The sequence below is a fragment of the Streptomyces sp. NPDC023573 genome, from assembly GCF_055559735.1.
Map to the genome: position 1 here is coordinate 18,525 of NZ_JBVHKB010000017.1, position 23,977 is coordinate 42,501.

Consider the following 23,977-nt stretch of genomic DNA (forward strand, 5'->3'; position numbering starts at 1 on the left):
GCCATGACGGCGACAACGGACCCGGGCAGCCACTTCGCGTACCAGCACACGGTCGCCTTCGCGGAGACCGGTATCTGCGGCACCGCCGACTACGTGACGTACATGAGCTGGCAGGGACGCTGCCGCCGGGAGTTCCTCCGCGAGGTGACCGGCCACGCGGAGGACGGGGACGACGGCACGAGGCTGTTCACCCTCCAGGTGGACTGCGAACTGCTGGAGTCGGTGAAGGCACTCGATCAGCTGTCCATCCGGATGCGGGTGGCGGACATCGGCCACACCGAGTTCGGCCTCGTCTTCGAGTACGTCAAGAACGACGGCGAGGTACTGGTGGCCCGCGGCCGCCAGCGCGTCGCCGTCATGAGCGGTCCACCCACCGCCCCTGTTCCCGCACTGATCCCCGACGTGCTGGCGCGAGCGCTGGCACTCTATGCGGCCGATCCACGGCCGTCGGCTGGGAGGCAGATATGAGCCTGATGGCTGCTCCGCCCGCGGAGCTCGTCAACCTGCTGGACAGTAAACAACTGCGAGGAACGTTCGGGGCGTTCCCCACCGGGGTCACCGTGGTGACCGTCGGCGGGGACGCTCCGCGGGGCATGACGGCGAACTCGTTCACCTCCGTCTCCCTCGCACCGCCGCTGGTGCTGTTCTGCGTCAACAAGGACGCGGTGATGCACCACAGCCTCGACCAGTCCTCCACCTTCTCCGTGTCGGTGCTCGGCGCCGGCCAGGAAGCCGTGGCCCGGCACTTCGCCAACCGGTCGCGGCCCGCCGGGGCGGGCCAGTTCGACGCCGTCGACTGGTTGCCCGGAAAGGTCGGCGACGCCCCCCTGATCGAGGGCGCGGTGGCCCACCTGGAGTGCGAGAAGTGGCGGGTCTACGACGGGGGGGACCACACGATCTTCCTGGGCAAGGTCATCACAGCGGCGCGCTGGCCCGTCCGGGAGGCCCTGCTCTTCTCCAACGGGCGCTTCCGCGGATTCCTGCCCGAACACCTCGAAGGCAGGGCGGCATGAGCGCCGACCCCCCCGGGCCACCGGTCGCGGCCCTGCCGGGGCTCCTGAGAAAACTCGCCGTGGACCGCCTGGGCCTGATGAAGGACGCGGCCGGCCTGGGCGACGCCGTCCGGGTCTCCATGGGCCCCAAGAAGCTCTACATCTTCAACCGGCCCGACTACGCCAAGCACGTCCTGGCCGACAACAGCGCCAATTACCACAAGGGCATCGGCCTCGTACAGGCCCGCCGCGTCCTGGGCGACGGCCTCCTCACCAGTGATGGTGAGGTCTGGCGCAACCAGCGCCGGGCGGTGCAGCCCGCGTTCAAGCCGGGCCGCATCAACCAGCAGGCCGACGCCGTCGCCGAGGAGGCGGTGAAGCTCGTCGCCCTGCTGCGCACCCACGAGGGCGGCGACCCGGTCGATGTCCTGCAGGAGGTCACCGGGCTCACCCTCGGGGTACTCGGCCGCACCCTGCTCGACTCCGATCTCACGGCGCACGAATCCGTCGCGCATGCCTTCGAAGAGGTCCAGGACCAGGCCATGCTGGAGATGGTCACCCAGGGGATGATGCCCGCCTGGCTGCCGTTCCCGGCGCAGCGCCGCTTCCGCCGTGCCCGCCGGGAGCTCTACCGGGTCGTCGACCTGCTGGTGGCCGACCGCAGCGCGCGGATGGCCGACGGCGAGCCGGCCGACGACGCGCTGTCCCGGATCATCGTGGCGGCCCGCGGACAGGAGCGCGACCCGGCCGGGGTCCGGAAGCGGCTGCGGGAGGAACTGGTCACGCTGCTGCTCGCCGGGCACGAGACCACGGCCAGCACCCTGGGCTGGGCGCTCCACCTCGTGGAGCGCCACCCCGAGGTGCGCGCCGCCGTGCGTGCGGAGGCGCGCGCCGTTCTCGGGGACCGTGCCCCCGGAGTGGAGGACCTGCACCGGCTGACGTACACGACCATGGTGGTGCAGGAGGCCATGCGGCTGTACCCGCCGGTGTGGGTGCTTCCCCGGGTCGCCCAGCAGGCCGACGAGGTCGGCGGCTTCCGGGTGTCGGCCAAGGCGGACGTGCTGATCTGCCCGTACGTCATGCACCGCAACCCGAGCCTGTGGGAGGAGCCGGAGCGGTTCGACCCCGAGCGGTTCGACCCGCAGCGGGTCGCCAGCCGGCCCCGGTACGCGTACATACCGTTCGGCGCCGGACCGCGGTTCTGCGTCGGAAGCAACCTCGGGATGATGGAGGCGGTCTTCGTCACGGCCCTGGTCACCCGGGATCTCGAACTGCGCACAGTCCCCGGCCACCGGGCGGTGGCCGAGCCCATGCTCTCGCTGCGGATGCGCGGCGGGCTGCCGATGACGGTGCACCCGGTGGGCTGACGCCGCACCGACACACAGCTGAGGGCCGGACGCGGATCACCCCGCGTCCGGCCCTCAGCTGTGTGTCAGTGTGCTGTTACCCGCTGCGCCACGGCGCCGCCGTCGGCGAACCGGGCCACCAGGAGCGGCGGGTCGAGCTCGTCCGGGCGGCGCAGCACGATGTCGGCCGGACGCAGCAGGGAGCCGGGGTGGACGGAGACCGGGCCGTGCTGCCCGACGGACAGGATGTCGGCGCCGTCGGAGCCGAAGGAACGGTGCTCGTGGCCGTAGGGCACGGAGTGGACCAGGATGTACCAGGTGCCGCCGGGCACCCCGCGCAGTTCGAAGGCCCCGGGGCCTTCGAGCATCGTCCAGCGTGCCGGCTGGCCCTGACGGACCCGGCTGGGGAAGAGCCCGACGAAGATGTTGCCCGGCTCCTGGCCGGGAGCGAGGGCGATGCGGCCGCGCAGCGACAGGCTGTGGGCGACGGAGGGGGTACGGACCGCGGTGGCGGGGAAGTTCGGCATGACACCACCGAAATCCCGGTAAGCGCTCGGTGAGAGCCCCACACATGCCTTGAACCGTGAACTGAACGTACCGACGCTGCTGTATCCGACCTGGCTGCTGATGTCCGCGACGCTGAAATCCGTATGCGTCAGGAGTCGCTTCGCTTCCTGAATACGCAGCGCTGAGAGGAAACGCCCGGGAGAAGTGCCGGTGACGTCCCGGAAGATCCGGGTGAAGTGGAACTTGCTGAACATCGCCGTGCGCGCCATGTCGTCGATCGTCAGATCCTGGCCGAGGTTGACGTGCATGTAGGCGATGACTCGGCGGACAGCGTGCTCGATGGTATTGATGGTCACCGTATCTCCCTGTCGAGGCGTGGCGTCAACGTCGAGTTGGCTGAGTCGCACGGATTTCCGGGATGCCCGCCGAGCCGGTGTGCCGGCGCCTGACCAGGTCCTCGGCGAAGCGCCGCCAGGCATCGGAGCAGTGCTGGGCCAGCTCGGCCATGGAGTCGACGCAGTGCGGCGGTATGGCGTCCGCGCGCTTGCGCCACGCCTCGTCGAGGATGAAGCGGGTGTGCAGCCAGCGCACGAACTCGCGCCCCGAGTCGGTATGGCGCAGTGACGGGTCGTTGGCGAGCTTGCGCAGCGTGTCCATCGGGGCGCGGGACCTGGGGGAGAGCGGCGTCCGGGGGACCCGCGCGGCTGCCTGCGCGGCCGGGTCCGGTGTGACGGCGGTGCTCCCGGAGGGCCGCTCGGGCTCCTGGTCCGGGACGGTGCCCGCCTCGGGCACCGTGCCCTGCCGGCTCTGCGGGACCGGGTCCTCGCCGCGCAGAAGCCGTCTGCGGACATCGTGCGCGGTGCCCAGCGAGAGGCCGGTCCGCTCGACGACGGCCCGCAGGGGCAGCGCGGGGTCCTGGGTCAGCAGAGCCGCGGCGTGGATGCGCTCGGCGGTCCGGTCGAGCGGATGGGCCCGGCCGTCGGCCCCCGTACGTATGTTCAGCAGCGGAGAACCCGCAGCTGAACAGACCCGTACGCCGGCGACGGTCTTGGCGTCGAGGCCCACGTAAGTGGCCACGGCACGGTTCGAGAGGCTCGGGTGCGAGAACAGGATGCGCTGGGCGGCGGTCTTGCGGTCGGCGACCGACAGCGGAAGCCCGTTGGAGATGTTCGCGGACACTGACTGGAGGAAGACCTGGTTCTCGGCACCCTCGAAGAACCTCACCTCGACCGTTTCCAGGCCCTTGAGGATGGCGGCTTTGATGCGGTGCATGCCGTCGACCACCCGCATGGTGGGGCGATGCACGAGCACCGGCGGCAAGGCGGCGTAGACGGCCGCCAGCCGGCGCACATGCGACGGGTCGATGCCATTGAGGCGCGGTGAGTCCGCGGGAATGAGTTCATCGATCCGTACGAGGTGCGTGGGTTTTTCCGGTACTCGCAGATCGGCGTCTGCACTTTTCACGTTTCCCCCAAGCATGAGACCGGGCCCACTTCCGCATGCCGTTGTCGATGCAGAAGGAATGTCACGTGCGGGTGGTGAATGCGTCCAGGTTCCGAGCCTAGTGAGAAGCCTGCCGATGCTCCTGATTCCGCCGCCGTGACAGGTCAACTCAGGGGAGTCGGGTTCAACCTCACGACTACTTTGGCGAGTTGCTTGAACCCGGCGGCCGGTTCTAGCTTTCTGTCACGCCGCAAGGCGCCCCACTCCGCACCATCCGAGAGGAGATCGAATTGCGAAACGGAAATGAGCGAGTGGCGCCGGACGGCGAACTCCGGACGATGACACTGGAGGCCTATGCCGACACGATCATTCCTGGACAGAAGCGCTCGCCCGAGGACCGCGCCATCGCCGGTGTCTCCACCGGCGGCGGCGCGGTCCAGGCCGGGGCGCTGGAGCTCCTCGAATGGGATGCCACCGGCATCCACGAGGGCCTGGACGACCTGGCCCGCCTGGTCAACGAGCACGCCGAGGTCTATGCCGGGGAGCAGGGACTGACCCTCGACCCGGCTGTACCGCCCTTCGTGGCGCTGGAGTACCCCGACCGCGTCGCCCTGATCCGGCGGCTGACGACACCCGGTCACCCGGAGAAGGACTTCTGGGTGATGCTCTCCCTCTTCTGCAACATGTCCTTCGACTCGGCCGCGCACCTGCACACCGCACAAGCGCTGGCGGACGGCCACCCCGGGCTCGCGGCCATGGGCCTCTCGCATCCCGACGCGGACGGCCTGTGGCGCTTCAAGGACTTCGGCTACGGCCGGCAACTCGCCCGACTCCACCCCGACACCACGGCCACCGGGAGCCCAGCATGAGCAGCACGGCCGAGCGCACGGACGTCCTCGTCATCGGCAGCGGTTTCGGCGGTGCGATAGCCGCCTACCACCTGGCCGCCGGCGGCGCCAAAGTCACCGTCCTGGAACGCGGACCATGGCTGGAGAGCAACGACTTCGAGCACGACTACAAGCTCGGCTCGTCCTACACCCGGGCCTTCGACTTCGTGGTCGGAAACGGAATGAGCATCCTCGGCGGAAACTGCGTCGGCGGCGGCAGCGTCGTCTACTTCGCCGCGATGCCGCGTGCCCCGCGCTTCGTCTTCGACCGGCACGGCTCCATCGGCCGCCGGATGTGGCCGGGATCGGTCAGCCGCGACACCCTCGACCCTTGGTACGACCGGGTCGAGGAGTCCCTGTCGGTCGTACAACAGGACTGGAAGGACGTCAGTTACGCCGGTGGCCTGTGGGCCGCCGCCTGCAACCACTCCGGCCGCACCGCCAACCCGCTCGCCGTCGCCATCGACAACACCAAGTGCGTCAACTGCAACTGGATGATGGCCGGCTGCCGCTTCGAGGCCAAGCAGTCGCTGCTGGTCAACTACCTGCCGGCTGCCATCGCCCACGGCGCGCAGATCCGTCCCCTGCACGAGGTACAGCACATATCGCGCACCTCTGACGGCGACTACCAGGTCCATTACAACGTCGTCCACGACGAGGACTACCGTCTCCAGGCCGGCAGTGGCGTGATCGAGGCGAAGATCGTGGTCATGGCCGCCGGAGCCGGTGCCACCCCGGTCATCCTCCAGCGCAGCGAACCGCACCTCGGCACGATGCCGCGGGCCGTCGGCCGCTACTTCTCCGGCAACGGGGAACGGCTCAACACCGCCATCATCGACGAGGAGAAGGCGGCCGAGCTGCTCGGACTCGACCGCGGCGACGGACTGGCGTACGCCGCCAACCAGATCGGCAAGGGCCCCACCGTGGCCAGCTGGGACAAGCTGGACGGTTCCCTGCCCGAATACTCCCGCTACTCCCTGGAACAGCTCTACTTCCCGCCGGGTCTCGGCACGATTCTCGCCCAGGTCCCCGACGCCACCGGACCGAGCTGGTTCGGCACGGAGAAGAAGGAGATTCTCAAGAAGTGGACGTCCTGGCTCACGATCTTCTCGATGATCGAGGACGACAACGAAGGCGTCTTCGGCCCGCCGCCCGCCACCGGTAACGCCCACCGCATCTCGCAGCAGATGCTCGGCCGCGGCAACCTGACGTACGAGCCGACGAAGAACACCCTGGGCGCCTGGGACGCCTCGGACGCCGAGGTCAAGGAGATCCTCGAGAAGGACGGTCTGGCCAAGGTGATGCCCTGGACCAACGACCTGGTCGGTGCCTACACCGTCCACCCGCTCTCCTCCTGCCGGATGGGCGACGACCCGCACACCTCCGCGCTCGACGACCGCAACGAACTCCGTGACCATCCGGGAATCTTCGTCACCGACGGCTCCGCTGTACCCGGTGCGCTGACCGTCAACCCCGCCATGACCATCGCCGCGCTCGCCGAGCGCGCCATCCCCGGCATCGTGCAGGCCGCCCAGCGCAAGGGAATCTCCGTCACCTACGGCGCTCCCGCCCCCGACGGCGCCCGCAGCGGCCGCAAGAACGTACTGAAGCTGCTGTCCACGCCGGCCCGCGCCTGAGCACCCGGCCGGGACACCACTGAGCAGTAACACCGCGCACACCCGCGTATCACCACGCACATCCGCGTAACGAGGCGCACACCAGCGCCGCACCGAGCAGGGCCACCCGCACCTGCGCACACCACGCGTCCGACCGGCGAGAGATCGCCTCGGGCGGACGCGTCCGGCCAGTGAGTTGTTTCAAGCAACCAGCTGAACACCGGGCCTGGCGACCTGACGGTACACGGACCACGACGAAGGGCTACGGACGATGACTGCGACGACCGACTACTTCGAGTACACCCACACGGTCGGCTTCGAGGAGACCAACCTCGTGGGCAATGTCTACTACGTGAACTACCTGCGCTGGCAGGGCCGCTGCCGGGAGCTGTTCCTCAAGCAGAAGGCGCCGGCGGTGCTGGCCGAGGTACAGGACGACCTCAAGCTCTTCACGCTCAAGGTGGACTGCGAGTTCTTCGCCGAGATCACGGCCTTCGACGAGCTGTCGATCCGGATGCGGCTGTCCGAGCTGGGCCAGACCCAGCTGGAGTTCACCTTCGACTACGTGCAGGTGACCGAGGACGGCGGCGAGACCCTGGTGGCCCGCGGCAAGCAGCGGATCGCCTGCATGCGTGGCCCGAACACCGCGACCGTTCCCTCCCTGATCCCCGAGGCCCTGGCCGAGGCGCTCGCACCCTACTCGGGCCAGATCCGTTCCCTGGCCGGCCGGGCCGCCTGACCGCGAGCCGCGTGGCGAGTCCTTCGCACGCCCAGTGAGTTGCTTCACGGGACCGACCCGGCCCCGCGACCTCGAAGTCCGTACGAGAAGGAGAAAGACATGAACACGCTCAACGACGTCCTCAAGCACCTCACCGCCGACATCGACGAGGTCGCCCGGCTGGTGGAGAACCTCGACGACGAGGCATGGAACACCCCGACCCCCGCCCCGGGCTGGAGCGTCGCCGACCAGATCGCCCACCTCACCTTCATCTTCACCCTGGCCAGGACGGCCGCGTCCGACCCGCAGGCTTTCAAGGCCGTCACCGCCTCGGCCGCCGGGGACTTCGACGGCGCGGTGAACGCCGCGCTCCAGCAGTTCAACGGCTTCCCGCCCAAGGAACTCCTCGCCCGCTTCCGAGCACAGGGCGAGGCATCGGTCGAGGCGCTCGCCGCGGTCCCGGCGGGCCAGGTCGTGCCGTGGCTGGTCAATCCGCTGCCGCCGGTCGTGCTGGCCTGCGCCGGGATCATGGAGGTCTTCGGCCACGGCCAGGACATCGCCGACGCGCTGGGAGCCCGCAGGGAGCCCACCGAGCGGCTGCGCAACATCGTCGACTTCGCCTGGCTGACCCGCGACTTCGGTTACGAGTCGCACGGTCTGACCCCGCCCGCCGAGCCCCTGCGCTTCGTGCTGACCGCACCGTCCGGCGAGGTGTGGACGGTTGGCCCCGAGGACGCGACCGAGACGATCCAGGGCCCCGCGCACGACTTCTGCCTGCTCGTCACCCGGCGCCGGCACCGCGAGGACCTCGCCCTGACCGCGACCGGGGCGAACGCCGGGCAGTGGCTGGACATCGCGCAGGCGTACCGGGGACCGGCCGGGGAGGGCCGCAAGCCCGGCCAGTTCACGGACGCCGAGCGGTGAGCGGCCCTGTTCCGTCCCGCCCCCCGCACCGCTGCCCCTGTATCCGCGCCAGAAGCCCACCAGGAGAAGACACATGACAAGCACCGGCCTGGAACGCGTCATCGTGATCGGCTGCGGCCTGATCGGTACGTCCATCGCGCTGGCCCTGACCCGGGCCGGGGTGCGGGTCGCCCTCGACGACCTCGACGGCGAGGCACTGGACCAGGCCCGCCGGATGGGGGCCGGGAGCGTGCTGACCGAGGACACCCCGGTCGCCGACCTCGTGGTGATCGCCACTCCGCCGTCCACCGTCGTGGACGCCCTGTACGACGCCCAGGCCCGGGGGCTCGGCCGCGCCTACACCGACGTGGCCGGCGTCAAGGAGCACATCTGGACGGAGGCCGAACTGCGCGGCTGCGACGTGCTCGGTTACGTACCCGGACACCCGATGGCGGGCCGGGAGCTCTCCGGCCCCGGCGCGGCGCAAGCGGACCTGTTCGCCGGGAAGCCCTGGATCCTCTGCCCGTACCCCACCGTCGAGCCCGACGCGCTCTGCGCCGTCGACGCGCTGGTGTCGCTGTGCGGAGGCCGGCGCAAGGACCTGACACCGGCCGCGCACGACCGGGCGGCCGCCGCCCTCTCGCACGTACCGCAGGTGGTCTCCTCCGCGCTCGCCGCCCAGCTCACCGACCTCGGGCCCGAGGTGCTGTCGCTGGCCGGCACCGGGGTGGGCGACACCACCCGGATCGCGGGAAGCGACCCCCGGCTGTGGGCCGACATCCTGGGCCAGAACGCCTCCTCGGTGGCGGACGCGGTGGAGCGGATGGCCAGCGAACTCGCCCTGTTCGCAGCAGAGCTGAGGAAGGGCGGCGCCGTTCCCTCGGACGCCGCGGGCGAGCTGGTGGCCCGGGGGAGCCTGGGCCGCGCGGCGCTCCTCGCCGCGCGCCCCCCGCAGGCTCCCCTGCCCCGGGAACTGCCCCTGGCTGCCCTCACTCCGCTCCCGCACGGCCCGCACCGGGCACAGCAGCGCTCACCGCGCCTGCGGCCGGGCACACCCGCCGGGCCGATGCCGCGCGTCCACCGCTTCGCCGGATGACCGCCCGGCGCCGGCGGCGCGCGGGGCTCAGTGTCCGGGCGCCGGGCGGGGAACGGCCAGCCGGGTGCCGACATGGACGGCGGTGGTCAGGGCGGCCCAGGAGGTGAGCTCGATCAGCTCCCGGTCACCGGGGCGGTGCTCACGGAACGCGTCCACATCGCCGTCAGTGACCTGGTACGCGGCGAACGCGGTCAGCAGGGCGAGCCGCGCGGCGGGCAGACAGTCCGCCGGCAGACCGGCCAGCGCCCGGCCGAGCCAGGCCCGGCCAGGACCCACCGGGCCGCCGTCCCACCCGGCCAGCCGCTCCCGCAGCCGCTCGCGCACCGGCTCGGGCACCCAGCGCGCCGCGTCGTCCACAGCCGCCACCGCCCGCCCCAGCGCGTCGGCCACCACCGGGTTCCCCCGCGCCCACTCCAGGCCGGCCGGCAGGGGCGCGGCAGGCAGAAGGGCGAGCGACTCCCCGGCCCGCAGCGGTCCCGGAGCCACCGGCCGCATGGTGCGGGCGACCGTACGCAGGATGGTGCCGCGCAGGATTCCGGGGGTCCGGCCGGGCACGGGGGAGTCGGCGAGGAAGAGTGCGACCATCCGGTTGACGTAGTGGAAGGTGACGGCCACCCCCTGGATCTCGGCGGCTCCGGCGGCGGAGAACAGCAGGACGGGCGCCTCCCGGTTCTCCTCGTCACGACGGCCCGTCGTGCGGGCCCACGTGGCGAGCGCGGCATCGGCGCCCACAGGCTCCGGCCCCAGCGTCCGGAGCGTGGCCCGGTGCACATCGACGCAGTACGCGCAGGAGTTGGCCTCGGAGACCGCGGTCGCAGTGACCTCCTTGGCGGCCCGGCCCGCAGCCCCTTCGACCAGCAGCGTCTCACGCAGCATCACCCAGCCCGCGGCGAGCGGGCCGGGGGCCGGCGAGTGCAGGGCCACCGGCGGGGCCAGCACCCCGAAGTCCCGCTCCACCTGTGCGTACACCTCGGCCACCGGCCCGCGGGCCTCGGCGGGCGCGACCGCCCGCACGTACCGCACGTCCTTGAGCGCCCCCCGCAGCACCGCCCTGACAACCGGTCTCACTGTCATGCACCTCCCTGGGTCCCGCCTCCCGCCGACGGCAGGCATGACGTGCACCTGATCCTGGCCTCGAGGCCCGGTGTGACGCATCCTCAGAACTGCTGGAGGAGGGTGCCGTCGAAGCGTCACGCGCCCGTGCGGGAGCGACGCGAGGGCCTCACCGTCCGGTGCCCGAAACCTCACCGGACAGGCCCGAGGACGCTGTCCGCTCGTGGAGCAGCAGAAGCAGATAGGCGGCCAGGGTGGAGTCGTCGCGGATGGCACCCTCGCGGACCATCCGTTCGAACTCCGCGCGTGCGAACCAGCGGTGGCGCATGTCCTGCTCCTCGTGCTCGCGCCGGGGCACGCCGGAACGCAGGCCGGTGGCCAGGAACACAGTCGCTTCCTGCCCGCTGGCGCCGTGCCAGGCGCTGAGCGTGCCGAGCGCGGTCCACGACCGGGCGCTCAGCCCCGTCTCCTCGGACAGTTCGGCACGGCCCAGTTCCTCGGCCGTGCCGGTGCGTCCCTGCGGGAAACAGCCCTGCGGGAACTCCCATCGGCGCGCGCCGGTCGGGTACCGGTACTGGTCGACCAGGTGGAATCCGCCGTCATCGGCGGCGATCACCACGGCGAAGTCGGGCCGGTCGACCACCGAGTAGATGCCCTGGGTGCCGTCCGGGCGCTCCACCACGTCCTCGCGCAACGACAGCCACGGATTGCGGTACACCTCGCGGGAGGAGACCGGCCGGATGATCCCGGGCTGGGGCTCTGCGGGCTGGGACATCGCCGTACCGCCGTTTCTCGCTCGCCGACCGTCGCCCGCCCACCGTATGCACGCGGCGTACGGGCACCCACTTCCCCCGTGCTGATTTCCGGCCTGCGGCCGCCCTCGCACGGTGCTCCCCGGCCGGGCATCCAGGGCCGCGTTCACGCCGGTCCACTGCCCCGGGCAGACCTCAAGCGGCGGGCGGCACGGCTCGCAGCGCGGGTCCGCGGACCCCGGCCCGGGCCGGCACCTCGCCCGCCAGGCTCAGCGGCGGGACGGCCGGCCCACCGCTGTCCGTGGCACGTCGTGCCTCGGCCTGCGCGACGGCGGCACGCATCCGGTCCCAGTCGGTGGGCTCCGTGGCCCCGGGCGCGGACACGGGTGCGCGCGCCGGGTCCTCGTCCGGATCCGGGCCGTGGAGGGCGACGCCGAACACCCCCTGGTCGACGAACATCTGTACCAGCGCCGTGGCCGCGCACCTCGCGGCCGCCGCGGTGTAGGCGGTGGACGCGGCGGCCGCCGCGTGGAGCACCGCCGCCGGTTCGCTCTCGGCCCTTCGGGCCGCTGGGCGGATGTCGCTCATGCTCTGCCTCCCTTGCCGGGTGGGAGCCGGGGCCGGCCTCGGCCACGGCGTGGTGCCCGGAGGGAACCGTGTCAGCGCAGGGCGACGGTTCCGGTCCGGCAGACCTCCCGGAGCACTTCGCCCCGGGACAGCGCGGTGGTGATCAGCTCGATGTCCTCGGCCATCGACCGGTCCACGCCCAGCGGCGGCACCAGCGAACGCACCGTGTCGTACGCCGCCTGGGCCGCGGGCCCGAGCTCGTCGAACCGCCGTCCGACGTCGACGGCCTGGACGGCGGCGAGGAGCACCACCGCGAGGATCCGGTTGTTGTTCTCCAGCACCCGCCGGGTACCGCGGGCCGCGACGAGTCCCATGCCCGCGATGCCGGGGCCGTCACCGGCGGCCGGAACGGACTGGGTGCTGGCGGGGCCTATGGTGCGGTTCTCCGCGACGAGGGCCGTCGCCGGGTACCGGGCCGCGGCGAACCCGTGGTGCAGCACCGGGTCGGCGGCCATGAGGGAGGCGGGCAGCACCCCGTCGGGACCGCAGCTCAGGAGCCGGCTGAGCTGCCGCTCGGCCAGTACGCCGAGCTGGACGAGGGCGATCGTCACGAAGTCCATGGCGAACGCGACCGGCTGCCCGTGCCCGTTCGCGCCCTGGGCGACCTCCCCGCCCTCGAGGAACAGCGGGTCGTCACCGGCCGAGTTGAGCTCGCTCTCCAGCGTGTCCACCGCCTGGTACAGCGTGTGCCGTACGGCCCCGAGCACCTGAAGTGCGGCCCGCAGGGCGAACGTCCCCTCGGCAGAGGGCTGTTCCGGCGGCTCACCACCGCGCAGCAGGTCGCGCAGGCCGGCGGCCGTGTCGGTCTGCCCCCGGTGCGGGCGTCCGGGGTGCCCGGCGGCGGGAGGTGGCCCGGCAAAGCCTCCGAGCGCCCCGGTCAGCAGCGCCGCGACGATCTCGGCCTGGCGCACCTGGTCCAGGGCGCGTGCCACCACCAGGGAGCCGAGGCCGGTCGTCGCGGCACTGCCGCCGATCAGCGCCCGCCCCTCCTTGAAACGCAGCCGCAGTGGCGCCAGCCCCAGCTCGCGCAGAAGGCGGGCGGTCCCCGTCCGTCTGCCGTCCCGCAGGACATGGCCCTCACCGATCAGCGTGCCCGCGATGTGGGCGAGCGGCACCGAGTCGCCCCCCGCGCCCGGTGAACCGAGCTCGGGAACGGAGGGGACGATCCCCTCGTTCAGATACCGTGCCAGCCGCTCCAGCACCTGTGGCCGTACCGCGGAGTACCCCTTGGCCAGCGAGTTCAGCAGGGCCGAGACGATCGCCCTGGCCTCGTCCTCGGCGAACGGGGGACCGATGCCCGTGCTGTGGGCGCGCACCAGATTGGTCTGGTACGTATGCTCCTCACCGGCGTCGACGCGGACCCACCGGCCGCCTTGCCGGAACAGGGTGACCCCCTCCACGGGAACGCCCTTGCGCAGGAGGTCCTCCAGGGCTGCCCGGCTCCGGAGCACCCCGGACAGCGTTCCCTCCGTCAGAGTCACCGCGGCGTTCTGCTCGGCAACTCTGCGGACGGCCTCGACGGTCAGGCTCTCCCCGTCGAGGACCACGGAATCGACCCTGGTCCCGAACACCGACAACGTCCGCCCCTTCCCTGCTGAGAAGGAACATTCTCGGACCCGCCGCCGCCGGGGGCGTCTTCTCCCGTGCGCAGAACCGGCCCGGTTCTCCCGCCCCGGTCCCCCGGACCTGCCTGAGTGCGCTCGGCGGGCGGACCCTTCCGACACTTGGCCAAGTCCCTGTGTCCTCCGGGCGCGTCCGTCCTTTGGATGGACAGTGACTCCACGCGCGCGCCGTGGTGTGCCCGCAGACACACGCGACGGCACCGCGTTCCTGATCTCCGAGAGGAATCACTGGGCATGGCTGGGACACTGTTCGCCTCGGAGTCCGTGACCGAAGGACATCCGGACACGATCGCCGGTCAGAGCGACGCCAGGGTGCTCCAACCGGCAGGGGACTGCATCGAGCCGGACCCCGGGGACTACCGCCCGCCGCTCGACACGACCGGGCGGTCCGCGACCGGAGGTCCGGCGTCCGACGCGGGGCCGACCGGTCGGAGGGCCTTCTCCGACACGTACGGCGGGACGGCCCGCCACGTCGTCGGCGTACCCGCCACCTCCTTCTGAGAGCCCGCAGCCGGGGGCCGCGCACGGTCTCCCGTCCGACACCCACCCCTCCGTGAGGAGTCACCATGCCGAGCATCTCAGCACAGCTCCTGAGCACGCCACGGGCGGCGAAGGCGCATCCGCGCGACCGCCTGGACGCACTCGCCGCGCACGCGCGGTGCGGCGCCTGGGCGCCCACTGCGCTGGAACGGCGCATCGCCGGCCTGCTCACCGTCGCGGCGGCGGGCGACGGTCTGCTCACCGCGGAGCGGGTGCGCGCCGCGTTGTGGGAGGGGGCCGTCGCCCTCGTCCAGGAGAACGGCGGCGAACTGGCCGCGCTCCTGGCGGACCTGCTGCCCGTCCTGACGGAGCACGAGTACGGGGCGGACGGAGTCCGGCACACGGACGGCTTCCTGGACGACGTGTACCGGTTCGTCGCCGCGACGGCCACCGGCCATGCGTACTGACCTCGCTGTCCGCCGTCCGCTGCCCGCTGTCCCCAGCTCACGGTGGCCAGCCCCCGCGCCACCCGCACCGCTGATTCCCGGACTGCTGATCCCCGGGGCGCCTCCCGGTGCGCCGCGGCTGTCCGACGGTGCCGTGCACCTGTGGCTGGCGGATGCGACCACACACCCCGAGAAGGTGGCGGAGCTCGCTCGTCTCGTGCTCGACGACACGGAACGGGACCGGGCCGCCGCGCTGAGCCGCAGCGCGGACCGCCGGTGCTACGTCACCGCTCATGTGGCCCTGAGGCAGCTGCTCGGAGCCCAGACCGGGATCGCTGCCGACCGGGTCCGCTTCCGGCGCGAGCCCTGTCCTTGCTGCGGCGGACCGCACGGGAGACCCGCGCCCGAGGACCCGGACGCGCCCCTGCACTTCTCGCTCTCGCACAGCGGCGACCTCGCGCTGCTCGCCTTCGCCGCGACGCCCGTCGGAGCGGACGTACAGACCAAGGGCTCGGCCGAGGCCGCCGACGAGATCAAGGGTGTGCTCCATCCCCGGGAGGAGGCGGAACTGGCGGCCTGTTCCGAAGCCGACCGCCCCGACGCCTTCGCGCGGGCCTGGGTGCGCAAGGAGGCCTACCTCAAGGGGCTCGGTACCGGCCTCGCCCGCAGCCCGGCGCTGGACTATCTCGGCACCGGCCCGGCGGCGGCCGGGCTGCCCGGCTGGCGGGTGGAGGACGTCGCCGTGCCTCACGGATACGCGGCCGCCGTAGCGGTACGGAAGGAGGCCCGGCCGGCCTAGGCCCGGCCGTGGCCCCTGGAGGCCGGGTCAGTAGCCGAGTCCGACGGTGTCGGTGCGGCCGGAGCCGATGTCGGCCAGTGCCCTGAGGACCATCGGCGGGTGCTCGGCCAGGCGCTGGAGCAGGTGGAGCCACCAGTTCGTTCCGTACGTGGCGTAGATCCGGCACGCCAGCCCGGCCTCGAGGTAGCGTCGCAGCAGCTCCGGCCGCACGCCGTGCAGCATCTCCACCTCAGTGACGCGCTCCAGCAGTCCGCGCTCCTGCGCCGCGGCGAGCACCACGGGGTCCTGGGTGGCCAGGCTCAGCCGGACCCCGCGGTCCAGGAGGCTCTGCGCGAGGTCGAGGAACCGGTCGTCGAGGGCCGGCCCGCGGGGCAGAGCGATGTGGGGCGGTTCGGGAAAGGCCCCTTTGACCAGCCGGATCGTGCGGTCGGGCCGGGCCAGCAGCGCGGCGTCGTGCTCGGTGCGGTGCAGGTGCGCCTGGAGGGTGACCCCCACGTTCGCGTAGCGGCCCGAGAGCTGGCGGTACGCGGCGAGCACCGCGTCGACGCCTGACGGGCGTTCCATGCTGAGGACGATCTCGCCGCCGTGCCTGGCCGCCGCCGCCGCGATGCGCGCGGTGTTCTCCACCGCGAGGCGCGAGGAGCGGGCGAGGCCCACCTGGGACAGTTCGAAGCCGAGGCGGTCGGGGGCCGGTTCGGCTACGAGCAGGCTCAGATACTCCTGGACGACCTGTTCGATCTGCGCCGGATCGTCGGCGTTCTGGTGAGGTGCGGCGCATTCGGCGGTCACCAGGTAGCCCTTCGCCCGCAGCTTTCCGACCTGTTCCAGGAACCCGGCCCGGTCGGGAGCCAGTACGTAGCGCCGCGCGGCGGGGGAGAGGATGTCCTGCAGCACCGAGCCGGGGGCGGCGAACGCGACACGGCAGCGGGTATCGGTGGCCAGTTTGCGCAGCCCCTCGGCCGCGGATTCCAGCAGAGCACGCTGGGAGAGCTCGTTGGTCATGGCAGCGCCTCGGTATTCGTCTCGGTACGCAGGGGCGCCCAGCCCCACGCGCACGGATCGTCGGTGAAGGCCTCTGGCAAAATATTGCCAACCGGATGAGCGGACGGGAGTGCGGAAGCGGCGGGAAAATGCCTGTTCTGCCTGGTGATGCACATGATCCGCCGCTCCCTGGCCGAAGGACCGGCCTGCTCGACATGCCAAATTTGCCACTCTCGGGCAAAATATTGCCACGCAAGGGGCCAGGTTGGCAATATCGATGAGTGCTGTGGGCAGGCATCGGGCGCTTCCAGGGGTTTCCTGGCCCGGGACGACTGCGGTTCAGCCGTACGGCGCGTAAGGGGGAGAACGGGGCGGCTCGTTCGAGCGGCGATCGCGAGCGCAGCCCTCACGCGGCGGCAGACATACGGTCGCGGTCGCGGTCGCGCACGCCGGCCCGGCCTGCGCCACGGGGGCATCCGCCACCGCCTGGTCACCGGGCGGTGGTGCCCTGTGCGGCGGCCGTCAGCGAGGCGGACGCCTCGCCGGAGCCGCCGCCCGGCAGGACGGGTGTCAGCCGGCGGGGGTTCTCTGAGCCTTGTCGCGGGCCTTCATCAGGCACTCGGCGGCCAGCCGCCAGATCTCCGCGGCGAGATCGACGTTGGAGTTCTCCTGGGCCTGCAGGGCGAGGGTCTGCAGGCCGGCCAGGCCTTCGTCCTCCTCGCCGTCCAGGATCCGCAGCTGGTTACCGAGGACCTCCAGGCGCACGCGGGTCTGGTACGGCAGACGCAGCTCGGTCCGGCCGAGCCGGTCCAGCAGCGCGCGGGTATCGGCGAACCGGCCCTCGTGGAAGGCGAGCCGGGCCCGCAGAGCGGTCAGCGACTGTTCGAGCGCGGGTGTGCGGGCGAAGGGAAGCGCCGCCTCGGCGGCCTCGATGCACCGCTGGGCGGCGTCGGGCTCGGGCGGGAACTTCTGCAGGTGGAGTTCGGCCATGGCCACCCGCAGGCGCAGCCAGATCGTGAGGTTCTCGCGGCTGTCGAAGCCGTCCAGAGCCTGCTGGAAGAGGTCCCGTGCCATACCGAACTCGCCCTCGCGCACCTTGAGCGCGCCGGCGGTCCACAGCGATTCGGCCCACAGGGTGTCGGAGCGGCCCTGCACCAGGGAGGTCAGCTCTGCCGCGTGCCGACGGGCGTCCGGCATCCGGCCCGCCTCTGCCTCCACGGACACCAGGACCAGCAGCGCGGCGGCCACGTCCTGGGTCGTGAGGTCGTTCTCCCGGGCCAGCCGGTAGGCCGTCCCGGCGGCCTCGACCGCGGGGACGATCTCGCCGCTGACGCGCAGGGACCTGGCCAGCTGGGTGAGTGCCCGCGCGCGCAGTTCGGCCAGGCCGATCTCCTCGCTGAGTGCGGCGAGTTGGTCCAGGTAGACACGCTCGGCCGCCTGATCGCCGTGACGGCGCTTCCACTGGCCGAGCAGCCACAGGGCCTGCCAGCGAAGCATCGGCTCCTGTCCGTGCGCCGACTCCAGCGCCTCTGCCAGCAGCTCGCTGGTCTCGTCGGATTCGAGGGAGGTGGCGAGCGACAGTATCTGGGCGAGCGAGGTGGCCCGGGATTCCTCGAACTCCGAGGGGCTGATGCCCAGCTGCCCCGCCAGGTGTGCCACGGCACGGTCGGTGGGCTGGCGTGCGCCTGACTCCAGACGCGAAAGATAGCCGGTCGACATACCGTCCCCGGCGACTACGGCCTGCGACAGGCCGCGCTCAGTCCTCAGTTGCCTCAGTCGGCGGCCGAAGGATGGCTGCTCCAGCACGTGTACGCCCCAACGGATGATGGATGACAGAGATTCCGAACCCGATCGTGTTGCCGTCTTCGTGTCACGCTGTTCGTTCCAATTGTGCCAAAGGGTATCCGGGAAGTATACGGGCTGGCAAACGCCTGGCCTCCAGGAGTGCCGGATCGGGGCGACCGGAGAGGGCTGTCGGGCAACACAACTTGCCATGAACATAGGAAAGTTGTTGCCAAGTGGATGGCGATGGCCGTACGGTAGTGGGCAATAAGATGCCAGCCGACGATGTCCACAGGAGTGGCGAAAATGAACCGTGACCGCTCTGCAGTCGTCGCCATGGCCGGTACCGACCGGGCAGGCGCCTCCGACGCACCCGCCGACCACGCCCAGGAGGCGGTGCGGGAGTTCGTGTTCCGTGCCTGGAGCGATCTGCTCGGCTGCCGGGATCTCACCGAGCATGCCGACTTCTTCGCCCGCGGCGGGGACTCGCTGCTGTTCACGCGGCTCGTGCGGCGCGTCAGCAAGGAGTTCGGCGTCGCGATCCCGCTGCACGACATGTCGCGGCGGAATCTGGGCGACCAGATCGCCCTCGTCCACCTGCTGCGCTCCCGCGGTGCGTCCGGGAGTGTCCGCCCGCCCGTCACGGCGGGCGACGTCCGGACGTTCCTGTCCGAACAGTGGTGCGATCTGCTCGGCTGCCCGGAGCCGTCCGACGGCTCGGACTTCTTCACCCTGGGCGGGGACTCCCTCCTGGGTACCCGGCTCGTGCGGCGCGTCAGCAAGGAGTTCGGCACCGTGGTCTCGGTGCGCGACATTCTGACCGCCACGACGCTGGCCGAACAGACCCAGCTGGTGAGCGCTCTGCTCACCGAGGTGCTGCGACCCGCCCCGCTGCTCCGGCGCCGGGCCGCCTGAGGCCCCTCCTGACCAAGGGCCTCTCGTCTGGATCACGCCCGGCTCGCGTGCCCTGGCACCGCACCTCGCGGCATCGTCGTCAGCCGGCGGCGCTCCGCGTCGCCTCCCTCCCTCCCTCCCTCCTCCTCCTCCTCCTCCTCCTTGTGATGCCCCCACGGCCTGAACGGCGTGGGAGGCGCCCCACCACCGGACCCCGCTCCCTGACCCAGCCTGATCCAGACGGAAGATCCTGGCGCAGACCCTCCCCGCCCTCGCCCCGGCCCGGTTCACCAGGCCGGGGCGAGGGCTTTCCGCGTGCTGTGACGGCTCCCCGCGCCGGCCGCCTTCCCCGCGGGGCCGCGGCCCGCACGGCTCCCTCGTGCCCCCGCGACCGGCGTACCGGAACGGCTGAGAGGGGTCACCCCTGCCATACAGGCAAGTTGCCAAAGTCTGGCAAAACATTGCCATGCTCTGCGGAGCTCAGTACCTTCCTGTGATCGGGAGCCTTCCCACGGATCGTGGCCGGGCCTCCGTGCCTGTATCCCGCCTTCTCCGAGGAGCCGACATGCGTATCGTTCTCACCGTGACCGACGGCCGTGCCGATTCCGGCGAAGGCGTCGAGTGGCCCTGATCCCGCCCGGCCGGGGCCGCCGGGAGCCGCGTCCACCGGATGCGAACGGCGGACGCCGGCCCGGTCCTTCGCCGAAGAGCCCGCTCCGCACCTGGCGCCCAGCGGGTGCTGACGTCCCGTACGACGCCTCACGCTTGCTGACAAGGGGCCTTCCGTGCCACACATCCAGCTCGACAACAACCTCCCCGGGATCAACGGCCTGCTGGCCAACCGGCCCGACACCGCACAGCCACTGGGGGCCCTCGCCGACGCGCTCCTGCGCTCACCGTCCTCGCTGAGCGCGGGTGAGCGCGAGCTGATCGCGGCGTACGTCTCCGAGCTCAACGGCACCGAGTTCTGCTCCGCCTCGCACAGTGCCTTCGCAGCGGCACAGCTCCCCGGCGGCCAGGCCCTGGTCGCCGCGGTTCTGGCCGACCCCGGAACGGCACCTGTCAGCGGCAGACTGCGCGCCCTGCTGCGGATCGCGGCCGAGGTCCAGGAGGCCGCCGGCCCCGTCTCCGAGAAGGCGGTCACGGACGCTCGCGCCGAGGGTGCCGATGACACCGACCTGCACGACACGGTGCTGATAGCCGCGGCCTTCTGCATGTACAACCGCTACGTCGACTGCCTCGCCACCGCACTGCCGTCGGAACCCGGCTACTACACGCGCGCGGCGGAACGGATCGTGTCCCGCGGCTACCGCGACGAGGCCGCACCGGTGCACTGACCGCGCGCCCGCAGACAGCGGCGTCGCCACAGGAGAGGGGGAGTACCGCATGGGTGCCAGGCGCAGGTGGACCGCTCTCGACGTCCCGGACCTCACAGGACGCACCGCGGTGGTCACCGGAGCGAGCTCCGGGATCGGGTTCCACACGGCCAGAACGCTCGCGCGGCGCGGCGCCCGTGTCGTGCTCGCGGTACGCGACCCCGACCGCGGCGCGCTCGCCGCGGCCCGGATCGGGGCGGCCGCCCCCGCGGCCCGCCCGACGGTGCAGCGGCTCGACCTCGCCGACCTGGCGTCCGTACGGCAGGCGGCCGGGGAACTGCGCGAGCTCTGCCCCCGCATCGACATCCTGGTCAACAACGCGGGTGTGATGTGGAGCGGGAGGACCAGGACCGTGGACGGACATGAGCTGCAGTTCGCCACCAACCACCTCGGCCACTTCGCGCTCACCGGACTGCTCCTGCCCGCCCTGAGGGCCGCCGCGGGCGCTCGCGTCGTGACGATCAGCAGTCACGTCCACAAGCTGGGCCGGATCGAGTTCGACGACCTGAACGGCGAGCGCCGCTACAACAGGTACCGGGCCTACAACCAGTCCAAGCTGGCCAACCTGATGTTCGCCCTGGAACTCCAGCGCCGGCTGGCCGGGGCGGGCGCGGACACCCTCTCGGTGGCGGCCCACCCGGGCCTGACCTCCACCGGGCTGGGCAGGGACTTCCCGGCAGCCGTGCGCCGGACCGGGCCGGTGCTCGCTCCTCTGTTCCTCCAGCCGGCCGAGATGGGCATGCTGCCAGGTCTGCGCGCGGCCACCGACCCGGCCGTCCGGGGCGGCGAGTACTACGGCCCGCTCGGTACGACCGGGACGAAGGGGTATCCGGGTCTCGTCCGGCCGGGCCGTTCGGCCCGCGGCCCCGGGACCCGGCGCCGCCTGTGGGACGAGTCCGAGCGCCTGACCGGCGTCACCCACCGCTTCTGACCGGCTGTGCGGGCGACGACAGGAGCGGGGGCCGGCTGACGCCGGCCCCCGCTCCTGTCGTGTTCCTAGTCGACGATCTCCATCTGGGCCATCATTCCCGCCACGTTGTGCTCCTGCATGTGGCAGTGGTAGACGTACTTCCCCGGAGAGCCGGTGAACGTGGCCTGCAGGCGCAGCCTCTCGCCCGGCCGCACGAGCACGGTGTCCTTGAACCCCTCCTCGCCGGGCAGCGGCGGTCTGCCGTCCCGGTCCAGCACCCGGAACTGCACCAGGTGCAGGTGGAAGGTGTGGTCGATGCCGCCGAACTCCGAGTCGACGGTGTCCGCGTTGTAGACGTTCCAGATCTCCGTGGTGCCGTTCTTGATGGTGGTGTCCACCCGGTCCGCGTCCCACGACAGGTCGTTGATCGCGTACGCCATCTTCGAGGGCGCGACCGCCAGTTTCATCGGACGGGTCCTCGTCGGGGTGGCCAGCGGGGGCAGCGCGCGCAGTCGCGCGGGCACCGTGCTGTGGTCCCGGGCCCTGCGGTTCACGTCGAACCGCATCACCGGCCCGGTGGCGTCGGAGAGCACCAGCTTGCTGCCGACCGCGTGGCGGGAGAAGTCCACCACGATCTCCGCCCGCTCGGCCGGTGCCAGCACCAGCTTGGTCCGGGTGACCGGCTCGGGGAGGAGCCCGCCGTCGGAGGCGATCTGCACCATCTCCGCCCCGCCGAGGTCGAGCTCGAAGACCTTGTAGATGGACGAGTTGAGCAGCCGGAAACGGTACTTGCGCGCGGCCACCGGGAAGTAGGGCTGCGGGCGGCCGTTGACGAGATAGGTGGACCGGGCCTCGGGGTGCTCGACGTCGAGAATCAGACCGCCGCTCGCGTCGAAGTGCGCGTCGCGGAGCATGATCGGCACGTCGTAGCTGCCGCGGGGCAGGTTGAGCGCCTTCTCGTCCGGTCCCTCCAGCAGGTAGAAGCCGTGCATGCCCCGGTAGACGTGCTCGGCCTCCATGTGGTGGGTGTGGTCGTGGTACCAGAGGGTCGCGCCCAGCTGCTGGTTCGGGTACTCGTACGTACGGGAGGCGCCCGAGGCGATGAGGTCCGTCGGGTAGCCGTCACTGCTCGCGGGCACGTGCGCGCCGTGGAGGTGGACGTTGGCACCCTTGTCGAGACGGTTGACGTACTTGACGCGCACCGCACGCCCGGCACGGGCACGGATGGTCGGACCGACGAAGGTGCCGTTGTAGGTGATGGCCGGGGTCTTCACACCGGGCAGGATGTCGGCCTGCGCGGTCTGCAGGGCCACCTTGTAGACATCGGCGTCGGCGAGACGCCGCACCGGGGCCAGCACCGGCGGGACGGGCATCCTCACGGCGAACGGGGTCGCGGCCGCCCTGCTGCTCGCCTTCGCGTTGCCGGCGAGGGCGGCGTGACGGTGGCCCTGAGGACGCGGCGGAGCTCCGGCCCCGGCGGTACCCTCCCGGGCGTTGAGGACGCCCACGGCCCCGCCTGCCACGACCACGCCCGCGCCTATGGTCAGCACGCGTCGTCTGTCAAACATCTGTTCCCCGATCGGTGCGCACGTGGACAGGAAAATGTTCAGAGGGCGGGCGAGGTGGTCACCCGGCTCGGGCCGGCCCGCGGCGGCCCGGCACCAGGGGTGTGTACGCGGCCCTGGCGCGCTGTCCGCCGCCGCAATCCTCACACCCGGGGCGCCGCGCTGTCCCCTTCGAAAATGCTTTCCATGCGGGGCGGGTCCAGCGGGCGTGGCGCAGGACAGCAAGCGCGGAGATGTGCCTGTCCGGGGCGGGCGTCGACCATGGCCCCATGGATGACGTACTGACCGGCCCCGCGGACATCGGCAGGCACTACGACGAACGCACGCCCATCGGCGAGGAGTTCCGGGGCGGCCAGCTGCACATGTGGTACTGGTACGACCGCGACGACGAGGCCTCCCTGCCGCAGGCCGTGCACCGCACCACCCGGAAGGTCACCGAGACCCTGGGTCTGTGTCCTGACGAGCACGTCCTGGACGCCGGGTGCGGTCCGGGGGAGACCGCGGTGTACCTCGCCAAGGAGTACGGGGTCCGGGTCACCGGTGTGACCGTGAGCGGGTTCGAGCTCGACGCCGCGCGTGCCCGGGCCGGCGCGGCACAGATCGGCGACGACCGGATCGCCTTCCGCTACGGGGACTACATGGACCTGCCGTTCGCGGACGGGACCTTCGACGCGGTACTCGCACTCGAGTCGCTGCAGAACGCCCCCGACCTGGGGCAGGTGCTGGGCGAGCTGTTCCGGGTGCTGAGGCCCGGCGGCCGCATCTCGTTCTCGGACTTCAGCCTGGAATCGGACGCGGAGCCCGAGCGGGTGGAGCGGTTCATGACGACGCTGAAACTGCCTGTGCTGCCCACCCTCACCGAATGGCTCGGCCACCTGCGCGGCGCGGGGTTCGAGATCGAGGAGTACACGCAGTGCGGCCCGCGGGTGTTCGGTATGAAGTCCAAGTACCTGGAGACGGCCATGGGCCGGCGTGATGAGGTCGCGGCGAAGTTCGGCGAGGGCGAACTCGCCCAGTTCTCCCGGCTGCACCGGGGGTTCTTCGCTCCGCGCAAGGACCAGATCGGCTACGCCGTCGTGGCCGCCCGCAAGCCCCGCCGCTGAGGGGCACACCAGGAGATGCGCCGGCCGGCGGCCCGCCCGGACGATGTGTGCGAGCCCGGTGCTCACATGCCCGGCCAGT

Annotated in this window: 24 protein-coding genes; 15 read left to right on the forward strand and 9 right to left on the reverse strand. The window is 71.6% G+C overall.

Features of this window, described 5'->3' with window-relative positions; all coding sequences use genetic code 11:
- The first annotated feature begins 3 nt into the window (after nt 1-3).
- The 3 genes from ACZ32T_RS34740 to ACZ32T_RS34750 are packed head-to-tail and all read left to right on the forward strand — an operon-like array spanning nt 4 to nt 2,359.
- On the forward strand, nt 4-468 hold the full coding sequence (locus tag ACZ32T_RS34740; protein WP_467272923.1) for an acyl-CoA thioesterase: 465 nt from the start codon (nt 4-6) through the stop codon (nt 466-468).
- Nucleotides 465-1,013: a flavin reductase family protein gene (locus ACZ32T_RS34745; protein ID WP_467272926.1), complete on the forward strand. Its 549-nt coding sequence runs from the start codon at nt 465-467 to the stop codon at nt 1,011-1,013. Before ACZ32T_RS34740 ends, ACZ32T_RS34745 begins: the two co-directional genes overlap by 4 nt.
- Nucleotides 1,010-2,359, forward strand: coding sequence for a cytochrome P450 (locus tag ACZ32T_RS34750; RefSeq protein WP_467371396.1), 1,350 nt, complete (start codon nt 1,010-1,012; stop codon nt 2,357-2,359). Before ACZ32T_RS34745 ends, ACZ32T_RS34750 begins: the two co-directional genes overlap by 4 nt.
- A 65-nt stretch (nt 2,360-2,424) precedes the next feature.
- Here ACZ32T_RS34750 and ACZ32T_RS34755 read toward each other — a convergent pair whose 3' ends face one another.
- The gene (locus ACZ32T_RS34755) at nt 2,425-3,201 is read right to left on the reverse strand and encodes a helix-turn-helix domain-containing protein (RefSeq protein WP_467272930.1); all 777 of its coding nucleotides are present in this window, start codon (nt 3,199-3,201) and stop codon (nt 2,425-2,427) included.
- A 25-nt stretch (nt 3,202-3,226) separates the two neighbouring features.
- Nucleotides 3,227-4,309: a ParB/RepB/Spo0J family partition protein gene (locus tag ACZ32T_RS34760; RefSeq protein ID WP_467272932.1), complete on the reverse strand. Its 1,083-nt coding sequence runs from the start codon at nt 4,307-4,309 to the stop codon at nt 3,227-3,229.
- Nucleotides 4,310-4,626: 317 nt separating this feature from the next.
- On the opposite strand from ACZ32T_RS34760, the gene ACZ32T_RS34765 reads away from it, so the two are divergent.
- From ACZ32T_RS34765 to ACZ32T_RS34785, 5 genes are all read left to right on the forward strand, one after another.
- On the forward strand, nt 4,627-5,157 hold the full coding sequence (locus ACZ32T_RS34765) for a DUF5987 family protein (RefSeq protein WP_467272998.1): 531 nt from the start codon (nt 4,627-4,629) through the stop codon (nt 5,155-5,157).
- Complete coding sequence (locus ACZ32T_RS34770) at nt 5,154-6,812, forward strand: FAD-dependent oxidoreductase (protein ID WP_467272934.1); 1,659 nt, start codon at nt 5,154-5,156, stop codon at nt 6,810-6,812. Before ACZ32T_RS34765 ends, ACZ32T_RS34770 begins: the two co-directional genes overlap by 4 nt.
- A 250-nt stretch (nt 6,813-7,062) precedes the next feature.
- Nucleotides 7,063-7,530, forward strand: coding sequence for an acyl-CoA thioesterase (locus tag ACZ32T_RS34775; RefSeq protein ID WP_467272937.1), 468 nt, complete (start codon nt 7,063-7,065; stop codon nt 7,528-7,530).
- Between the two features lie 99 nt (nt 7,531-7,629).
- Nucleotides 7,630-8,433, forward strand: coding sequence for a TIGR03084 family metal-binding protein (locus tag ACZ32T_RS34780; protein ID WP_467371398.1), 804 nt, complete (start codon nt 7,630-7,632; stop codon nt 8,431-8,433).
- A gap of 73 nt (nt 8,434-8,506) precedes the next feature.
- Nucleotides 8,507-9,508 carry a prephenate dehydrogenase gene (locus tag ACZ32T_RS34785; protein WP_467371400.1) on the forward strand — a complete coding sequence of 334 codons (1,002 nt, stop codon included), beginning with the start codon at nt 8,507-8,509 and terminating at the stop codon, nt 9,506-9,508.
- A 27-nt stretch (nt 9,509-9,535) separates the two neighbouring features.
- On the opposite strand, the gene ACZ32T_RS34790 is transcribed toward ACZ32T_RS34785, so the two are convergent.
- From ACZ32T_RS34790 to ACZ32T_RS34805, 4 genes are all read right to left on the reverse strand, one after another.
- The gene (locus tag ACZ32T_RS34790; RefSeq protein WP_467272944.1) at nt 9,536-10,582 is read right to left on the reverse strand and encodes a carboxymuconolactone decarboxylase family protein; all 1,047 of its coding nucleotides are present in this window, start codon (nt 10,580-10,582) and stop codon (nt 9,536-9,538) included.
- A 148-nt stretch (nt 10,583-10,730) separates the two neighbouring features.
- Nucleotides 10,731-11,336 (reverse strand): NUDIX domain-containing protein, encoded by a 606-nt coding sequence (locus ACZ32T_RS34795; protein ID WP_467371402.1) that lies wholly within the window; start codon nt 11,334-11,336, stop codon nt 10,731-10,733.
- 172 nt (nt 11,337-11,508) lie between these two features.
- Nucleotides 11,509-11,901 (reverse strand): hypothetical protein, encoded by a 393-nt coding sequence (locus ACZ32T_RS34800; protein ID WP_467371404.1) that lies wholly within the window; start codon nt 11,899-11,901, stop codon nt 11,509-11,511.
- A gap of 71 nt (nt 11,902-11,972) precedes the next feature.
- Nucleotides 11,973-13,511 (reverse strand): aromatic amino acid lyase, encoded by a 1,539-nt coding sequence (locus ACZ32T_RS34805; protein ID WP_467371447.1) that lies wholly within the window; start codon nt 13,509-13,511, stop codon nt 11,973-11,975.
- Nucleotides 13,512-13,796: 285 nt separating this feature from the next.
- On the opposite strand from ACZ32T_RS34805, the gene ACZ32T_RS34810 reads away from it, so the two are divergent.
- The 3 genes from ACZ32T_RS34810 (at nt 13,797) to ACZ32T_RS34820 (ending at nt 15,287) form a co-directional block, all read left to right on the forward strand.
- Nucleotides 13,797-14,063 carry a hypothetical protein gene (locus ACZ32T_RS34810; RefSeq protein ID WP_467272950.1) on the forward strand — a complete coding sequence of 89 codons (267 nt, stop codon included), beginning with the start codon at nt 13,797-13,799 and terminating at the stop codon, nt 14,061-14,063.
- A 65-nt stretch (nt 14,064-14,128) separates the two neighbouring features.
- Nucleotides 14,129-14,509, forward strand: coding sequence for a hypothetical protein (locus tag ACZ32T_RS34815; RefSeq protein WP_467371406.1), 381 nt, complete (start codon nt 14,129-14,131; stop codon nt 14,507-14,509).
- A 133-nt stretch (nt 14,510-14,642) separates the two neighbouring features.
- Entirely contained in the window at nt 14,643-15,287 is a 645-nt protein-coding gene (locus ACZ32T_RS34820; RefSeq protein WP_467272954.1) for a 4'-phosphopantetheinyl transferase family protein, read from the forward strand.
- A gap of 27 nt (nt 15,288-15,314) precedes the next feature.
- Here the strand turns inward: ACZ32T_RS34820 and ACZ32T_RS34825 are convergent, their stop codons facing one another.
- Together ACZ32T_RS34825 and ACZ32T_RS34830 are read right to left on the reverse strand one after the other, a co-directional pair.
- Nucleotides 15,315-16,289 (reverse strand): proline dehydrogenase family protein, encoded by a 975-nt coding sequence (locus ACZ32T_RS34825; protein ID WP_467272956.1) that lies wholly within the window; start codon nt 16,287-16,289, stop codon nt 15,315-15,317.
- A 549-nt stretch (nt 16,290-16,838) separates the two neighbouring features.
- Nucleotides 16,839-18,074, reverse strand: coding sequence for a helix-turn-helix domain-containing protein (locus tag ACZ32T_RS34830; protein WP_467272958.1), 1,236 nt, complete (start codon nt 18,072-18,074; stop codon nt 16,839-16,841).
- Nucleotides 18,075-18,356: 282 nt separating this feature from the next.
- Here ACZ32T_RS34830 and ACZ32T_RS34835 point away from each other — a divergent pair, with 282 nt between their 5' ends.
- The 3 genes from ACZ32T_RS34835 (at nt 18,357) to ACZ32T_RS34845 (ending at nt 21,251) form a co-directional block, all read left to right on the forward strand.
- A complete protein-coding gene (locus tag ACZ32T_RS34835) occupies nt 18,357-18,965 on the forward strand; it encodes an acyl carrier protein (protein ID WP_467272960.1) in 609 nt (202 codons plus the stop codon).
- A 764-nt stretch (nt 18,966-19,729) separates the two neighbouring features.
- Complete coding sequence (locus ACZ32T_RS34840; protein ID WP_467272962.1) at nt 19,730-20,281, forward strand: carboxymuconolactone decarboxylase family protein; 552 nt, start codon at nt 19,730-19,732, stop codon at nt 20,279-20,281.
- Nucleotides 20,282-20,330: 49 nt separating this feature from the next.
- A complete protein-coding gene (locus tag ACZ32T_RS34845) occupies nt 20,331-21,251 on the forward strand; it encodes an oxidoreductase (RefSeq protein ID WP_467272963.1) in 921 nt (306 codons plus the stop codon).
- Nucleotides 21,252-21,316: 65 nt separating this feature from the next.
- On the opposite strand, the gene ACZ32T_RS34850 is transcribed toward ACZ32T_RS34845, so the two are convergent.
- Complete coding sequence (locus ACZ32T_RS34850) at nt 21,317-22,780, reverse strand: multicopper oxidase family protein (protein ID WP_467371408.1); 1,464 nt, start codon at nt 22,778-22,780, stop codon at nt 21,317-21,319.
- Between the two features lie 284 nt (nt 22,781-23,064).
- On the opposite strand from ACZ32T_RS34850, the gene ACZ32T_RS34855 reads away from it, so the two are divergent.
- A complete protein-coding gene (locus tag ACZ32T_RS34855; RefSeq protein WP_467272965.1) occupies nt 23,065-23,898 on the forward strand; it encodes an SAM-dependent methyltransferase in 834 nt (277 codons plus the stop codon).
- The last annotated feature ends 79 nt before the right edge of the window (nt 23,899-23,977 follow it).

Bases quoted from the DNA above. Each gene is read 5' to 3' on its own strand.
- ACZ32T_RS34740 (WP_467272923.1), top strand. From the start codon at position 4: ATGACGGCGACAACGGACCCGGGCAGCCACTTCGCGTACCAGCACACG.
- ACZ32T_RS34745 (WP_467272926.1), top strand. From the start codon at position 465: ATGAGCCTGATGGCTGCTCCGCCCGCGGAGCTCGTCAACCTGCTGGAC.
- ACZ32T_RS34750 (WP_467371396.1), top strand. From the start codon at position 1,010: ATGAGCGCCGACCCCCCCGGGCCACCGGTCGCGGCCCTGCCGGGGCTC.
- ACZ32T_RS34765 (WP_467272998.1), top strand. From the start codon at position 4,627: ATGACACTGGAGGCCTATGCCGACACGATCATTCCTGGACAGAAGCGC.
- ACZ32T_RS34770 (WP_467272934.1), top strand. From the start codon at position 5,154: ATGAGCAGCACGGCCGAGCGCACGGACGTCCTCGTCATCGGCAGCGGT.
- ACZ32T_RS34775 (WP_467272937.1), top strand. From the start codon at position 7,063: ATGACTGCGACGACCGACTACTTCGAGTACACCCACACGGTCGGCTTC.
- ACZ32T_RS34780 (WP_467371398.1), top strand. From the start codon at position 7,630: ATGAACACGCTCAACGACGTCCTCAAGCACCTCACCGCCGACATCGAC.
- ACZ32T_RS34785 (WP_467371400.1), top strand. From the start codon at position 8,507: ATGACAAGCACCGGCCTGGAACGCGTCATCGTGATCGGCTGCGGCCTG.
- ACZ32T_RS34790 (WP_467272944.1), bottom strand. From the start codon at position 10,582: ATGACAGTGAGACCGGTTGTCAGGGCGGTGCTGCGGGGGGCGCTCAAG.
- ACZ32T_RS34795 (WP_467371402.1), bottom strand. From the start codon at position 11,336: ATGTCCCAGCCCGCAGAGCCCCAGCCCGGGATCATCCGGCCGGTCTCC.
- ACZ32T_RS34800 (WP_467371404.1), bottom strand. From the start codon at position 11,901: ATGAGCGACATCCGCCCAGCGGCCCGAAGGGCCGAGAGCGAACCGGCG.
- ACZ32T_RS34810 (WP_467272950.1), top strand. From the start codon at position 13,797: ATGGCTGGGACACTGTTCGCCTCGGAGTCCGTGACCGAAGGACATCCG.
- ACZ32T_RS34815 (WP_467371406.1), top strand. From the start codon at position 14,129: ATGCCGAGCATCTCAGCACAGCTCCTGAGCACGCCACGGGCGGCGAAG.
- ACZ32T_RS34825 (WP_467272956.1), bottom strand. From the start codon at position 16,289: ATGACCAACGAGCTCTCCCAGCGTGCTCTGCTGGAATCCGCGGCCGAG.
- ACZ32T_RS34835 (WP_467272960.1), top strand. From the start codon at position 18,357: ATGAACCGTGACCGCTCTGCAGTCGTCGCCATGGCCGGTACCGACCGG.
- ACZ32T_RS34845 (WP_467272963.1), top strand. From the start codon at position 20,331: ATGGGTGCCAGGCGCAGGTGGACCGCTCTCGACGTCCCGGACCTCACA.
- ACZ32T_RS34855 (WP_467272965.1), top strand. From the start codon at position 23,065: ATGGATGACGTACTGACCGGCCCCGCGGACATCGGCAGGCACTACGAC.